We start from the raw sequence: 13938 nt of genomic DNA, 5'->3' as shown, positions 1-13938 counted from the left end.
TCCTTGACACCCCGAAGGATCACATACTATTCTGTTCATGCGTAAAATGTGAAAGAGTCACGAGGTGAAATCATGATTGCCACACAGATAGAGCCGACGGCGACGTTAGCACAACTGCAGGAATCCAAGCCTGATCGAGTGACGATCGTGTTGTTGAGTGGTGATCTCGATAAGGCCATGGCGGCGTTTATTATCGCCACGGGTGCCGCTGCGATGGGCATGCATGTGACCATGTTTTTTACGTTTTGGGGACTGAATACGATTCGACGAAGGGGCGCTACGAGTTCGGCCAAAGATTGGCTTCGACGGATGTTCGGACTGCTCAACAGAGGTGGGGCCGATGCGCTTCCGTTATCCCGATTCCATTTCGGTGGGTTGGGGACGAAGATGATGCAGACGGTGATGAGGCAAAACCGGATGCCCGGTGTGCCTGAGCTGATGCAAACGGCCCTCGAACTGGACGTGCGGTTCATCGCCTGCACGACGACAATGGGCCTCATGGGTATTACCAAGGACACCTTAATCGACGGCATTGATCAGTTCGCCGGCGTGACCACATATCTGGCGGAAGCCAAACAGGGCAGTGTCAATCTGTTCATTTGAATCGTCCACTGAAGCGAGGGTGTTTTCATGATGCAGGCCGATGTCAAACTCGACACCTTGGGGTACTTTTGTCCCATGCCGATTATTCTCACCTCCAAGAAAATCAAAGAAATGGTCTTGGGACAGGTGCTGGAAGTCGTCTCCGATGATGAGGGCATCAAAAAAGACATGCCGGCTTGGTGTGAAAACACCGGGCATCAAATGATAGGCATGGAAGAGGAACAAGCCAAATCTGGCCGTATCTATAAAGCGTTCGTGAAGAAGACGAAATAGCCAGCTCCCGTCAGAGAACGATGGTTACGCCAAAAGCCGGATGATCGGTCATCGATCCTCCGGCTTTTTCGTTGGCACGTGCTGGAACCTATGGACCAACTCGTCGAGTGTGTCCCCAACTTCAGTGAAGGTCGGGATCAAGGAACGGTTCACGCCTTGATCGACGCCGTGACGTCGACCGCCGATGTGACACTGCTCGACCACTCGATGGATACGGACCACCACCGGTCAGTATTGACCTTCTGTGGCCCCCCGGACGCAATCGTTGAAGCTGCATTTCGTGCCGTTCGGCTCGCGACTGAACTCATTGACCTACGGACACATGTCGGCGTACACCCCCGGATAGGAGCGACGGATGTGGTGCCGTTTATCCCAATCAGGGGTACGACAATGGAGGACTGCGTCCAGCTTGCAAAGCGACTAGGAGAACGAGTGGGGCGTGAGCTGGAAATCCCCGTTTTCTTGTACGAACGTGCCGCGGGCCATGCCGACCACGCTCCATTGGAGTCAGTCAGGCGTGGAGGGCTCGAAGGCCTGGCGTTCCGGATGGAGTCAGACCCCGATTGGATTCCAGACTTCGGTCCCCCTCGACTGCATGAACGCGCGGGAGCAATCGCCATCGGCGCCCGGCCTCCGCTGATCGCCTACAACGTGAACCTCTGCTCGAGGGACGTTGAGCAAGCCCGGTCCATCGCCAGAGCCGTCCGCCACTCAAGCGGCGGGTTGCCCTCTATCAAAGCGATCGGAGTAGCGCTATCCAGTCGCGGTATGGTGCAGGTCGCCATCAATGTGACCGATTACCTCGTGACACCCATTCTGACTGTGTTTCAGCGCGTCAAGACCGAAGCCGCGACACGCAATATAGATGTGGCGGGGAGTGAATTGATCGGCCTTGCTCCTCAAGCGGCATTGGACCAGGCAGCCGCTGTCTCGTTGCAGCTCGATCGATTAGATTCCAGCCAGGTCCTCGAAACTAGAATCGCCGAGGCGATGCGCAGCAAGCACGAACCGGCGCACCCCCTCTCACATTTCCTGGCCGCCGTTGCTGACGCCAAACCAGCGCCAGCCGGTGGCAGCGTCACGGCGTTCGTGGGTGCCCTGGCGGCTTCCTTGGGGGTGATGGGAGCACGCCTCGCTGGACAATCGGACAGAGAACAGCGCTTACTCGAATTGAGCCGGCAGCTCCATCAACTCGTTCAAACAGATGCAGAGGCCTACAATGGGCTGATGGATGCGTACAAGATCCCAAAACACCATCCTGATCGCCATCAGGTGATTTTAATTGCGCTCCAACGGGCTACGGAAGTACCGCTAGAAATCACGGAGCTGTCCTGCGAGGTTGCGCGGTTGCTCTATGCGTTACGCGAGGGAGCAAAGCCGACCATTCACTCAGATCTTACTGTAGGACTGACTCTTGTCATTGCAGCGGCCAAAGCAGGTCTTATTACGGTTCACACAAATACAAATATGCAAGAAAATCATAAACTTATACATTCCATACGGCTCAGAATTGTAAAGGCCACAGAAAGCCTTGAGGAACTCAGGGTGTTGTGCTAGACTCCGGCGCCGAATGATTGAAAACCGTATGCAGCAGGCTGACTTGGCCTGAGAAAGTCGAAAATCACGGGGATGGAAATCAAGGTCTTCAACAACAACGTTGAAAAAGCACTGAAAGTTGCCAAGAAGAAGCTCGCGGGAGAAGGTCTGTTCCGTGAGCTGAAGCGTCGCCGTTTCTACGAGAAGCCCAGCGTGCGAAAGAAAGCAAAGCAACGCGAAGCTCAACGGCGCCGTCAGAAGTGGTTGTCAAAGCGGAAGCCTGAGTAGACACGGTCTTCTGCTCCTCCCAGCAGCCTCCCTTCGTTTACGACCATTTACATGCGTCAGCAGCAAATCCATGCCGCTATCCGCATAGTCAAGCGAGAGATTTGTCGCTGGCCAGAACCGGTCGTCGGGGTCGTAGCCAAGGAATCAAACCGCGATCCCTTTCCCATCCTCATGTCCACCCTCCTCAGTTTGCGAACCAAAGATAAAACGACAAGGGAAGCCGGCGACCGACTCTTCGCCCTGGCTCGCACACCGGCAACCATGTTAGAGCTGCCGCTGAAGAAGGTCGAACAGGCCATTTACCCGGTCGGGTTCTATCGGACAAAAGCCAAATCGATTCACCACATCTGCCGCCGCCTGATCGATGAGTATGGCGGGAAGGTCCCGGACTCCATTGATGAACTGCTCACCTTACCAGGAGTCGGTCGGAAAACGGCGAATCTGGTGGTGACGCTTGGATTTGGCAAGCCGGGAATCTGTGTAGATATTCACGTCCACCGAATTAGCAATCGATGGGGTTATATCGACACGAAGACACCGGAAGCATCAGAAGATGCCCTCCGGCGCAAGCTCCCGAAACAATACTGGATCATGTACAACGATCTCCTCGTCCCCTATGGGCAGAACCTATGCCTACCGGTTTCACCGCGGTGCAGCACGTGCAAGTTGGCGGACATGTGCGATCGCGTAGGGGTCACGAAATCACGTTAGGGGTAAGCAGTGAGAGGGAGCTTAGGGGCTATATGAAAAGCTTCGTTTCAGCCTCAGCGGTCAGGGAAAGGATAGCTGGCAGACCCATCACCTCGTCAACATTCTTTTCGACCGCGCTGGCATCCACGCCCATGTATTCTAAGCCGGCGCTGCAGGCAATCAGCCGAAGTGTTCCAACATGCTTGGCATCTTGGAACATCTCCGAGATCTTCGGCACCTTTTTCTCTTTCAGCAACCGAGCAACTTCCTCAGCCGACTCGGCATACTCCGGTGGGAAATCAATCTGATCGATCTTCCCTTCGGCGAGTTTTTTGATCGTCCAAAATAGCAAGACAATGATCACGTCTTTGCCCATCGCCGCAGCCGTCATCCCCAGCGTCGCGACCTGGTGCAGCTTATCGTACGTGGCGTTGTGGGCGAAGATGACGAATTTCGGCTTCGTCGACATAGTCATTTCTTTTGCGCTCTGGCTGTCACGCTATTCACGTAGTTGGTCATTGCAATATCGACTTCATCCGACGGCATGGGGCGAGGAAGCATGCCGATTCATATCGGGACTCCATGCGAGATGATTATAACGTTCGAGTACGATCGCGTAAACCCAAGACTGCTCCTCTGTTCGCCTTGAGGGGGTCATGGACTCAGTGCTAGGATGCCGACCAATGGATGAACTCCTTTCAACAGTACAGCAATATATCTCGACGGAAACCCTCGTGACCCTAACGGCCCTGTCGATTGTCTTCTTTGTTGGGTCATTGATCGCCATCCCATTCATCCTTGTCCGACTCCCGACAGACTTTTTTGATATCCGTGTGCCACGCCCCTGGATGGAGGATCATCACCCCGTACTACGGGGGCTGGGCCACCTGGCCAAGAACGTGGTGGGCGTCATCTTTCTGTTTGCAGGCTTCTTGATGCTGTTCCTGCCAGGCCAGGGCATTCTCACGATGTTGATCGGGGTGACGATGCTGGACTTTCCTGGCAAGCGCCGGTTGGAGGCAAAAATGATCGGACAGCCTGCTGTCCTGAACACCATCAACAACATGCGTCAGAAGTTCGGAAAACCGCCGCTCTCGATCGCACCGGATCCTTAGCCAGAACTGAGATGAATGGACTGGGGACTACGATCTCTCATGGACTGACGCCCCTAACTAGCCCTGAGTCCCCAGCTCTCAGTTTTCTACAAGACAATTTCAATAGCCGACAACACCCATGACATCGTTGCAAACCAACAGACGCCCCACCCTCTACCTTATCGACGGTAGCGCCTACATCTATCGGGCGTTCTTTGCCTTACCGGCGCTGAACAATTCGAAGGGGCTCCAGACCAACGCGGTCTATGGATTCACGACCACGCTGCTCAAAATTATCCGCGAACACAAGCCGGATGGGCTTGCGGTGGCCTTCGACGAGAAAGGCCCCACGCTCCGGCACCAGGAATTCAAAGACTACAAGGCGCAGCGTCCGCCGATGCCCGACGGGATGAAGGCCCAGATTCCCTATATTCATCGTGTGGTGGAGGCGCTGAATATTCCAGCGGCCAGACAGGCCGGCTATGAAGCCGATGATTTGATCGGCACGTTGGCCCGGCAGGCGGAGCAGGCTGGCTACGACGTCGTGATCGTCACCGGCGATAAAGATATGCTTCAGCTCGTGACGTCACATGTCCGCATCTACGACCCAGTCAAGGATAAGTGGTCCAGCAACGCGGAATGCGTCGCCAAGTTCGGCGTCGAGCCTAGCCGTGTCATCGAAGTGATGGGCCTGATGGGCGACGCGAGCGACAATATTCCCGGCGTGAAGGGCATCGGTGAAAAGACCGCGATGAAACTCATCGCACAGTTCGGGACAATCGATGAGCTGCTACGCCGCCTGGATGAAGTCACGCCCACCCGCATCAAGACTCTCCTTTCTGAACAGGCGGACCAGGCTCGGCTCAGCCGGAAACTGGCAACCATCGATATACAAAGCCCGGTGGAGTTTCATCCCGAATCCTACCGGATCAAGCCGCCGCATGAGGAGCCACTCGCCGAGCTGCTGCGCGAGCTGGAATTCACCTCTCTCCTCAAAAGTCTCCAGCCATCGCCGAAACCCCTGGAGGCGACGACCCATGAGACCCTCATCATCGAGGATGAAACAGCCGCAAAGCGCTTTATTGATGGTGTGCCCCCAAATGCACCGCTCGGTGTGCACTGTTTGCTGGCCGGCCAACCAGGCATCCATGCCGACGTCCTTGGCCTGGCCCTCTCGACCGGCAACCAGACGGCGTTCATCCCCATCGACGTCCATGCCTACATGCGAACGATCATCGAACTCCTGCACGATCGCACTCACACCAAGACCGTGCACGATCTGAAATCGACGTTGCTGGCGTTCCATCGCATCGGGATCACCTTGGCACCCCCATACGTGGACACCATGATCGCGGACTATTTGCTCAACCCAAACCGCCGCGACCATAGCCTCGACACGATCATGTTGGAACGGCTCGGTGAACGACTTGGGTCCGGTAAGCAGGAGAAAGCCCAACCTCAGTCGCTGTTCGAAGTCGATACCGGATCTCGCGAGGAAACCGCGGAAGCCGCCGCGGCCCTGGCCAAGCTCGAACCAATCCTCATTGAACGGTTGACGGATCAGGGGAGCGTCAAACTCTTCACCGAAGTGGAGATGCCGCTTGTGCCGATCCTGGCCGACATTGAGCGAAATGGGTTCTTGCTGGATGTCGACGGGCTGCATGAATTGAGCAAAGAGCTAGAGCGAGACCTCGACCAGATGATGATAAGCATTGCAGCACTCGCCGGTGGCGAGTTCAACATCAATTCACCGAAACAGCTGGCGACGGTCCTCTTTGAGAAGCTCGGCCTGAAACCCATGCGAAAAACGAAGACCGGCTATTCGACCGATGAAGACACCCTCACCCAGCTCGCCACGCAGCACGAATTACCAAACCAGATTCTTACCTATCGAAGCCTGAGCAAGCTCAAGTCGACCTACGTGGATGCGCTGCCAGAACTGGTGCATCCGGAGACAAAACGGCTCCACACTTCCTTGAACCAGACCGTCGCCGCAACCGGACGGCTCTCGTCCACCGATCCGAATCTCCAAAATATCCCCGTGAAGGGTGACTACGGATTGCGTATCCGCGAGGCCTTTGTCGTGCCCAAAGGCCATGAACTCCTCTGCGCCGACTACAGCCAGATCGAGCCGCGCATCCTCGCCCATCTGTCACAAGATCCACGCTTGCTCTCTGTCTTTGCCAAAGGCGAAGACATCCACATGGCCACGGCCATGGAAATCTTCGGCTTGCCCTCCAGTCAGATCACGAGGGACATGCGCCGTGCGGCCAAGACCGTCGTCTTCGGCATCGTCTACGGCATCAGCCCGTTCGGTCTTTCTCAGAACCTCGGCGTACCCCAGGCCGAGTCAAAGAAATACATCGACACTTTCTTTGAGCGCTTCGCAGCCGTGCGAGCATTGATGGGTCGAAACATCGCGGAAGGACGAGAGGAGGGCTACACCACCACTATCCTCGGCCGCCGCCGGCCCATTCCTGAGCTACAGAGCGGCGATCCTGCCCAGCGCGGCGTTGGCGAGCGTATGGCGGTGAACAGCCCCATCCAAGGTTCTGCGGCGGACTTGATCAAAGTGGCCATGATCAACGTGCACAAGAAACTCCATGAGGAGCTGCCGCACGTGAAAATGATCCTCCAAGTCCACGACGAACTGATCTTCGAAGTGCCGGATCACGATCTGGAGGACGCGAAGCGGCTGGTGAAACAGGAAATGGAAGGCGTGGGCAAACAGTTGGGCCTATCGGTGCCGCTCAAAGTAGATCTGGGCGTCGGCAAGAATTGGCGAGTGGCACATCCGTAGACGAGCAAGAGCAGATGTTTTGACAGGATAGCTGGGCGACTATAGAATTTGCCTGGTTGGCTGCCGCTTCTTCACTTACTTAGTAGAAAATTGAGTGACACGATCAGATAGACTGCTTGAGCGTGTGCTTCGAGGAACATCGGACGCGAACATTCCGTTCGACGGACTACTGCACTTGCTGGGCGAGTTGGGTTTTGAAGAGAGAATCCGAGGAAGCCACCATATTTTTACAAGAACGGGAGTCGAAGAGATTTTGAATCTACAGCCAAGAGGCTCCCATGCCAAACCGTATCAGGTGAAACAGGTACGCCAGGTGATCCTGCGGTACAAGTTGGGAGGCAACATCAATGAGTAAATACGAGGTCATCATCTATTGGAGCAAGGACGATCAAGCCTTCATTGCCGAAGTGCCGGAGTTAGCAGGCTGTGCGGCAGATGGCACTACCTACCAAGAAGCGCTGGCAAATGTTGAAACCGTCATCCGGGAGTGGATTGAAACGGCAAGGGAATTGGGGCGGCCAATCCCAGAACCAAAAGGGAGACTGGCATTTGCCTAGTGGTGAGAGGCTATCGTGATACACACTATCAGCATGCCCTACCTGTGGAAGCAACAAGATAAAGAAGGTCAAAAAGAAATAGACCGGCAAGTTTCATGGACAGATGTACTCGGTACCAAGACTAGAGTTTCACGACTGTCCAGCTTGTGGCGAAAAGGTCTATGATCGTGAGGCCATGCGGAAAATTGAAGCCCATTCGCCGGCCCTTATAAAAGCTCGCGCCTCATCGCGAAGAAAACATTCGATCAGCCGACTTGTTCTCCCTCGGGCTTTCTCTGCCCTCAAGAACTGTTTCTCTCGTCAGTGTAAAATGACGCATGATGCATCCCTAACCTGAACCTTCCTGGCTTCACTGGGGAAGAAAAAGGAGGCCGATATGCAGAAGGTACGTCTTTCAGTTGCGTGGGTGATCGCAGGTATCAGTCTTAGCGCATTGGGGCTTCTGCTGCTCACGGGGCAACAGTTCAACGCGAAAGCACAGGAGCCGAAGCGGTTTCAGTACAAGATCGTTGAAGTGCTCCCTGACACCCAGAATATGCAAACCAAGTTGAACGAATTTGGCGCTAACGGGTGGGAACTGGTGGCGGTCCCGATGGGCAGCATGACCGAGCCGAGGCTGATTTTTAAGAAGTAGTGAGCCTGGGTGGTTGAGAACCGATCGCCGCTGATACTTCATCAGCCGGAAACTACCATTTTGTGCCGTCCTATGCAGTTTCTGTAGAGACACAATAGGCAATCTTCCACCTACAGCCCCGCACATTACACTCATTTCCTAATATTATTTGACATTCTTTTACTACGTTGTACTTTGTAAGAGATTCTATAGCCTTATGCGATGCTTCGTCTCATAAGCCTCTGCCATTCTTAACGTAGCAGGCAGAGTTGCTCGCATTGCGATCTTACTCATAGAAAGGGAGGAGGGGGAAATGCGCAGACCAAACCTGTTTGTCACGTGCCTGCTTATTTTAAGCCTGTCGGGATGTTCCGTGTTAATGGTATCCAGTCGCGAGTCTAAGCGAGGTGATATCAACGTCATTCAAGTTGGCGTTCAACGATCCGTGGTGATCGCCACGCTCGGCGAACCTGACAACTACTCTACTCCTGAAGGTGGAGGATACGATGACCGGTACAAATTAGATCCTAATGCGCATCATTGGACCCTCAAACTCCTCACAGGAGTGTTCTACGCGGCAGGTGATTTTTTTACGCTTTGCCTCACCGAACTTCTCTTTACCCCTCTTGAGATCGCGGCCAAAGACAGATTGGTAATCTACCATCTCACATACGGTTCTGATGGAAAGCTATCAGTGATTGAGAAGATTAAACCGTGAAGCGACTAATTCCTGGCCAGCAGGATTCTGGATGCATAACTCCCCGGCTATTTCCTATTGCGGCATGTGAGACCTACTACAATGTGATGCCCAAACGCCGTGACACACCATGATATGGACATGCAAAGGAGCCGGTACTCTTTTCCTCCTCATGCCCGATGGGCCGCCCGGAATGAAAGAAAATGCACCAGGCGTTCGATGGAAAAGCCCGCCATCTGACCGACCAGAAGTTTTTACCCCCTCAAGCTTAGTTACTCCCCAACTGAGCCGCCGCTCCGACCTGTTTCCAACCTCAATCCTTGATGGGTATCGGCAACGTAGCTGAGTGGTATTCTTGACTCTCTGCCAGGTGGGGCCTACACTTTGGGCCAAGTATTGAGAGGGCACATATGCCGACAGTGAAGAAACAAGCGCTGGAGATGATGAAGAAGTTGCCGGAGAAATCCACGTGGGACGATATCATGTACGAGATTTACGTCCGGAAGAAGATTGAAGCCGGTATTCAGGCGGCAGATGAAGGGAAAGTGGTACCGCATGGCGCTGTAAGAAAACGCTTTCTCAAGAAATGACCCGCATCGAGTGGACTGAGCCCGCTGTTTCGGACCTCGAGAATATCCAAGACTACATTGCCAGAGACTCCGCTGAGTATGCTGATGCCATCGTTGAGCGTCTCATCCTCTCGGTTGATCGGCTGGCCTCATTCCCTGAAAGTGGCCGACTTGTTCCTGAAGCCTCCGATCCAAAGATTCGTGAACTCCTCGTCCAAAGCTATCGAGTGATCTATCGGCTAAAGAAAGGGTCTGCTCAGATTCTGGCGATCGTCCATGGCGCGAGAAATCTCACCGGTATGAAGCCCAAACCTTGGGTAAACAGGCAATCAACATCCTTGTAGGAAATGGTTACCGATAACCATTTCAAAACAATGGCCAAAGAGCCAACGTCAGACAAGCCCTATGAAGCCGATGGAACCTTGTGGCGCTGTGCTCAGCAATCTTCAAACATCCGAAGCTGGTCCGGATGTGGGGTCCCTCGTCTCCAGGCCAGAAGCGCGGGCTCCTTCTTTCGTTTGGAGGAAGGCGGGCGCGATGCCAATAATGCCTGTGCAGAGATCCATGGTCCGATCAGGTCGAAGTAGGCTAGATCTATTTCTCGAAGATTCACGCTCCATTCCGAACCAGACCTCTTCCTCGTTCCCGCTGGACAACCAAGGTACCGCAACTGAAAGAACCACTCCCCTGACAAGCTTGTCCCGACCCGGTGGACAACTGCGATAATCCCAGGCCGGTCACCGGCTGTTTGCCGGAGGTAGACCCCGAGGGTAATCTCTTCACGATCCATCATGTAGCCGATGGTTACACGAGTATTGGCCGAAGGTCAAGGCAAACTTAGCGGCAGAAGCTGGATTCTTGACTCACGATCAGATGGGATCTAGGGTACTTGGGTGAAACAAGTCTTCGTCTCTCAGAACTTGATCGAGGTGGAGATGCGCAAGGAGCAGCTTGAGCAGGCCGGTATCCGGTGCATGATCAAGAACCAGCGTTCCTCAGGACTTGCCGGAGAGATTCCCTTTGTGGAGATTTTTCCGGAGCTGTGGGTACTCCAAGATCAGGATTACGATCAGGCCCGTCAGCTACTTGAAGAAGAAACTGAGTTGCCGCCGATGAACCAAGACTTCTGGACATGCTCAGGGTGCGGCGAGCGTCACGAAGGTCAGTTTGGCGTCTGCTGGAAGTGTGGACAGGACAAACCCTCGTTGTGATGTCCCTGCAATCTTCTTCCCCATTCATCGCTTCTTCTTGCAGACAAATTTCCAGACTGATTGAGCGAGGGTCTCTTTGGGAATAGGTGCCCAGGCCGACTCGCCTGACTTCTGATACACCACGTCACCAGTTCCCATGTTCCCAGCGAAATGTTCCACGGCCAGCAGCCGAAAGCGCCCGTTCGCACAGTCGTGCTCTTCCTGGGCGCGCGAAGACAAGTATGTCTTGAACCATCGTGTCTGAGCGGTCCTCAGATCATCCAAGACCGACACACTCACCCGCTCACCATTCCGGATGATGGTCTCGGAATCAACATAGATCCTTGCCTTGTTGTTACCATCGACCAAAAGCCATTCCGCAAGCGCAGGAGCCTCACTCAGCGATTGGAACGCAACCAGGAGCGAGAAAATCAGAGGAACAGCGCGGAAGAGACAACCAGCGGACAATAGCAATCCGTCACGAAAAAGGAGCTTGTCGAGAGTAGGAGACCATGGCTTAGCTCCTCTGGTCCCTTTGCACCTTCGGCCGAACCTCATACACGACTGCCTTCCATCGCCGAGACTTTGGCCACCTGGTTGGAGGATAGTCACAATTCCTTGTCGGCATGAGAGCCGTGACGGGACGTCATGCTGCGCAGAGCACGAGGACCATAGGCGGTCGATTGATTTAGGGTTTCTGGCCGTTTTCCTCCACCCTTTTTAAGCAATCGTTAAACGCCCCTCGCCGTTGGACAAACGACCAGAAGAGTTTGTACCGATTGAGCATTTCCAACTGCTCCACGTATTCGTTACATTGCTTCTCCTTCGAGGGTTCTATCTTGTCCGGAGGCGCAGTAATCACCCATGCTCCTCCGACCAGGAACAAAATACCCAGAACCACGCTCCCGACGAGCACAAGTCCTTTCTTGACGTCCATAAATCCTTCTTTCGCTATATTGAAGGTCAAAGAACCCGCTGAGTCGCTTCTGCCTGATCCTTACCCGTTGAATATGGTGCCGGAGACCGGGATCGAACCGGTACGAGCCTTTTGAGCCCGAGGGATTTTAAGTCCCTTGCGTCTGCCTATTCCGCCACTCCGGCGCGAGGCGGATTTTAACATAGCGACGATGGTCTACCGCCACTTTTCTCGTGGCCCCGTACCTACCCATGTACTATACCCAGACATCGTGTGCGACAGACTGAATCTGTCACAGGATCGCATGCCTGGCGATCGCCTAAGCAAGACTCCAGAAAAACTCTAGAGAATCCACCCTCGCCTTGCGCTATCATGTAGCGTGCGGCAATTTGCAACGATACGGTCGCGGGGTGGCGCACTGCAAACCAAGGCTTCACGATTTCTGGTCGCTGTGTTCCTGCTCATAACGGCGATGCCGGGTGAAGCGGTGAGCCAAGAGGCGGTGCTCGACATTCTTCCGCTCCGTCCGTTCAGTTTCGACGCAGCCTTCAACCAACAAAACTTTGGACCTAAAAGCAGACTTATCTCCGTTAAAGGCGGATTCACCGCGCTTCGCTATGGCCCCCTTGAAGTGAGAGGGATCTACCAGTATTTCAGTCTGCATAATCCTATTATAACTACTGACCAACATCTTCTTTATGCGAACCCACGTTGGAATAATTTCATCGACGTGTTGGACTTTCCAAGCAGCAAACCCATCAGTCGCATCCTGCGACATGTGCTCTTCGGTCCGCTGGAGCATCGGGCGGTACCTTATGTCGGCGCAATGCTGGGAGGTACCTTGCCGGGGCGAGGCGAACTTTCACCGGGCTACCTGTATGGAGGACAGATCGGTGTACGATTTCCTGTCGCTCAGGGATTTTCCGTCGATATGGGACTTCAGTACATGCGATTCGAGATCAATGCCCAGAACAAGTCCGACTTGGCAAAACAATGGCTCTTCACCATCGGCCTTCGGTTTTAAGCCGATGGCACTTATGAGCTATCGAGACATGGGGGATATGAATCGTGCGCGTGTGTGCCGTTAAAAGATTCCATGGCTCGCTTCTCCTGGCGGGGCTCTGCATTCTTCTGCAAGGATGCGGTCTTGTCTATGACGCCGTCGAGCTCATACACCCGCTGAGTCATGATGAACTGTCCGAGATTTGTGCGCACGGACGGCTACGCGTCGGCATTTCGGTAGAACCGTTTCGTCCGTTTGTGTTTCCCGCGGTCTACACGAATGAAGGTATTCGCGTCACAGGTCTGGACATCGAACTGATCCGAGAGATTGCCGATGCACTTACCGCTCATTGCGGCCGATCGACCCCCGTTGTTCCAACCCTGCACGTCACTCGGTTCCCTGATCTCTTCATCAAGATGAATGAAGGGCAGCTCGATCTCTTTGTCTCGTCCGTGAGTGGGACTGTTCCCGGTACAAGACCGGCCGGCCTCTGGTTTTCGGCTCCGTACCTGCGCGACGACGGAATCGCCGCCATCATCCGAAAGCCAGAGGTGGCAGAGCGTGTGCGGACGCAATTGGGAAAGCAGAACGGGAATTGGGATACGCTCACAGCCGTCCAAGAAGGCTTTGCCGGCTTAACCGTCGCCGTTCAGAAGGGACGATCCTCTCACCAGTATGCCAAAGCCAATCTCAAACGGGTTCGCATGGTCATCTGCGATTCGCTTCCCGCCTCCATTGAATCGAAGGATCTGAATATCGATGTCATCCTGACCAACCATTCCATCCTCGAGTATGTGACGAAACGGGTCTGGCAAGAGTGGCACCCACTCACACAACCGGACGGGTCGCCTCTCCTCCTCACACGTGAGGATCTCTCCATCGTGACCAGCGAAGAGCATCGACAGTTACAATGGTTCTTAAACAATCTGCTCTTTCGCTTGGAGGAATCAGGACGATTGAAACAGATGAGAACGCGCTGGATCGAAGCGGAGTATGCCCCTACTCGGCGAGCGACGGCAGAAGGGCTGCCGCTTGAGGTGACGCAAGTTCCTGACCATTATGACCAAGGACAGTGTCGTCTTGCTGGAAAATGATGAAGAAGCGGAGGA

General features: G+C 54.2%; 20 protein-coding genes and 1 tRNA gene. 16 read left to right on the top strand and 5 right to left on the bottom strand.

Features of this window, described 5'->3' with window-relative positions; translation table 11 throughout:
- Positions 1 to 72 precede the first annotated feature (72 nt).
- The 5 genes from E8D52_14175 to E8D52_14155 all read left to right on the top strand — a co-directional run bounded on the left by E8D52_14175 (position 73) and on the right by E8D52_14155 (position 3411).
- Positions 73 to 603 (top strand): hypothetical protein, encoded by a 531-nt coding sequence (locus E8D52_14175; protein TKB66831.1) that lies wholly within the window; start codon positions 73 to 75, stop codon positions 601 to 603.
- 27 nt (positions 604 to 630) lie between these two features.
- Complete coding sequence (locus E8D52_14170; protein TKB66830.1) at positions 631 to 876, top strand: sulfurtransferase TusA family protein; 246 nt, start codon at positions 631 to 633, stop codon at positions 874 to 876.
- Positions 877 to 966: 90 nt separating this feature from the next.
- Complete coding sequence (gene ftcD / locus E8D52_14165; GenBank protein ID TKB66829.1) at positions 967 to 2433, top strand: glutamate formimidoyltransferase; 1467 nt, start codon at positions 967 to 969, stop codon at positions 2431 to 2433.
- Positions 2434 to 2505: 72 nt separating this feature from the next.
- Positions 2506 to 2700, top strand: coding sequence for a 30S ribosomal protein S21 (gene rpsU / locus E8D52_14160; GenBank protein ID TKB66828.1), 195 nt, complete (start codon positions 2506 to 2508; stop codon positions 2698 to 2700).
- Between the two features lie 51 nt (positions 2701 to 2751).
- Positions 2752 to 3411: an endonuclease III gene (locus E8D52_14155; protein TKB66827.1), complete on the top strand. Its 660-nt coding sequence runs from the start codon at positions 2752 to 2754 to the stop codon at positions 3409 to 3411.
- 28 nt (positions 3412 to 3439) lie between these two features.
- Here the strand turns inward: E8D52_14155 and E8D52_14150 are convergent, their stop codons facing one another.
- Positions 3440 to 3859 carry a hypothetical protein gene (locus tag E8D52_14150; protein ID TKB66826.1) on the bottom strand — a complete coding sequence of 140 codons (420 nt, stop codon included), beginning with the start codon at positions 3857 to 3859 and terminating at the stop codon, positions 3440 to 3442.
- Positions 3860 to 4073: 214 nt separating this feature from the next.
- On the opposite strand from E8D52_14150, the gene E8D52_14145 reads away from it, so the two are divergent.
- The 8 genes from E8D52_14145 (at position 4074) to E8D52_14110 (ending at position 10064) form a co-directional block, all read left to right on the top strand.
- Positions 4074 to 4505: a hypothetical protein gene (locus tag E8D52_14145; GenBank protein TKB66825.1), complete on the top strand. Its 432-nt coding sequence runs from the start codon at positions 4074 to 4076 to the stop codon at positions 4503 to 4505.
- Positions 4506 to 4623: 118 nt separating this feature from the next.
- On the top strand, positions 4624 to 7284 hold the full coding sequence (polA, locus tag E8D52_14140; protein TKB66824.1) for a DNA polymerase I: 2661 nt from the start codon (positions 4624 to 4626) through the stop codon (positions 7282 to 7284).
- A gap of 94 nt (positions 7285 to 7378) precedes the next feature.
- Complete coding sequence (locus E8D52_14135) at positions 7379 to 7639, top strand: type II toxin-antitoxin system HicA family toxin (protein ID TKB66823.1); 261 nt, start codon at positions 7379 to 7381, stop codon at positions 7637 to 7639.
- Complete coding sequence (locus tag E8D52_14130; protein TKB66822.1) at positions 7632 to 7841, top strand: type II toxin-antitoxin system HicB family antitoxin; 210 nt, start codon at positions 7632 to 7634, stop codon at positions 7839 to 7841. The genes E8D52_14135 and E8D52_14130 overlap by 8 nt, the downstream gene beginning before the upstream one ends.
- A gap of 376 nt (positions 7842 to 8217) precedes the next feature.
- A complete protein-coding gene (locus E8D52_14125; protein ID TKB66821.1) occupies positions 8218 to 8475 on the top strand; it encodes a hypothetical protein in 258 nt (85 codons plus the stop codon).
- A 292-nt stretch (positions 8476 to 8767) separates the two neighbouring features.
- The gene (locus tag E8D52_14120) at positions 8768 to 9172 is read left to right on the top strand and encodes a hypothetical protein (GenBank protein TKB66820.1); all 405 of its coding nucleotides are present in this window, start codon (positions 8768 to 8770) and stop codon (positions 9170 to 9172) included.
- A 389-nt stretch (positions 9173 to 9561) separates the two neighbouring features.
- Complete coding sequence (locus E8D52_14115; GenBank protein TKB66819.1) at positions 9562 to 9741, top strand: hypothetical protein; 180 nt, start codon at positions 9562 to 9564, stop codon at positions 9739 to 9741.
- A complete protein-coding gene (locus E8D52_14110; GenBank protein TKB66818.1) occupies positions 9738 to 10064 on the top strand; it encodes a type II toxin-antitoxin system RelE/ParE family toxin in 327 nt (108 codons plus the stop codon). Before E8D52_14115 ends, E8D52_14110 begins: the two co-directional genes overlap by 4 nt.
- Positions 10065 to 10156: 92 nt before the next feature.
- On the opposite strand, the gene E8D52_14105 is transcribed toward E8D52_14110, so the two are convergent.
- The gene (locus E8D52_14105; GenBank protein ID TKB66817.1) at positions 10157 to 10513 is read right to left on the bottom strand and encodes a hypothetical protein; all 357 of its coding nucleotides are present in this window, start codon (positions 10511 to 10513) and stop codon (positions 10157 to 10159) included.
- A gap of 100 nt (positions 10514 to 10613) precedes the next feature.
- Here E8D52_14105 and E8D52_14100 point away from each other — a divergent pair, with 100 nt between their 5' ends.
- A complete protein-coding gene (locus E8D52_14100; GenBank protein TKB66816.1) occupies positions 10614 to 10931 on the top strand; it encodes a DUF2007 domain-containing protein in 318 nt (105 codons plus the stop codon).
- A 24-nt stretch (positions 10932 to 10955) separates the two neighbouring features.
- On the opposite strand, the gene E8D52_14095 is transcribed toward E8D52_14100, so the two are convergent.
- From E8D52_14095 to E8D52_14085, 3 genes are all read right to left on the bottom strand, one after another.
- Complete coding sequence (locus E8D52_14095) at positions 10956 to 11378, bottom strand: hypothetical protein (protein ID TKB66815.1); 423 nt, start codon at positions 11376 to 11378, stop codon at positions 10956 to 10958.
- Between the two features lie 220 nt (positions 11379 to 11598).
- On the bottom strand, positions 11599 to 11847 hold the full coding sequence (locus E8D52_14090; GenBank protein ID TKB66814.1) for a hypothetical protein: 249 nt from the start codon (positions 11845 to 11847) through the stop codon (positions 11599 to 11601).
- A gap of 74 nt (positions 11848 to 11921) precedes the next feature.
- A tRNA-Leu gene (locus tag E8D52_14085) sits at positions 11922 to 12011 on the bottom strand.
- A 194-nt stretch (positions 12012 to 12205) separates the two neighbouring features.
- Here E8D52_14085 and E8D52_14080 point away from each other — a divergent pair.
- Together E8D52_14080 and E8D52_14075 are read left to right on the top strand one after the other, a co-directional pair.
- The gene (locus tag E8D52_14080; GenBank protein ID TKB66813.1) at positions 12206 to 12850 is read left to right on the top strand and encodes a hypothetical protein; all 645 of its coding nucleotides are present in this window, start codon (positions 12206 to 12208) and stop codon (positions 12848 to 12850) included.
- A gap of 41 nt (positions 12851 to 12891) precedes the next feature.
- Positions 12892 to 13923, top strand: a complete 1032-nt coding sequence (locus E8D52_14075; GenBank protein ID TKB66812.1) for a transporter substrate-binding domain-containing protein — start codon at positions 12892 to 12894, stop codon at positions 13921 to 13923.
- Positions 13924 to 13938 lie beyond the last annotated feature (15 nt).

It is taken from the genome of Nitrospira sp. (assembly GCA_005116745.1).
Taxonomy (GTDB): Bacteria; Nitrospirota; Nitrospiria; order Nitrospirales; family Nitrospiraceae; genus Nitrospira_D.
This window is presented reverse-complemented; position numbering and strand designations above follow the sequence as displayed.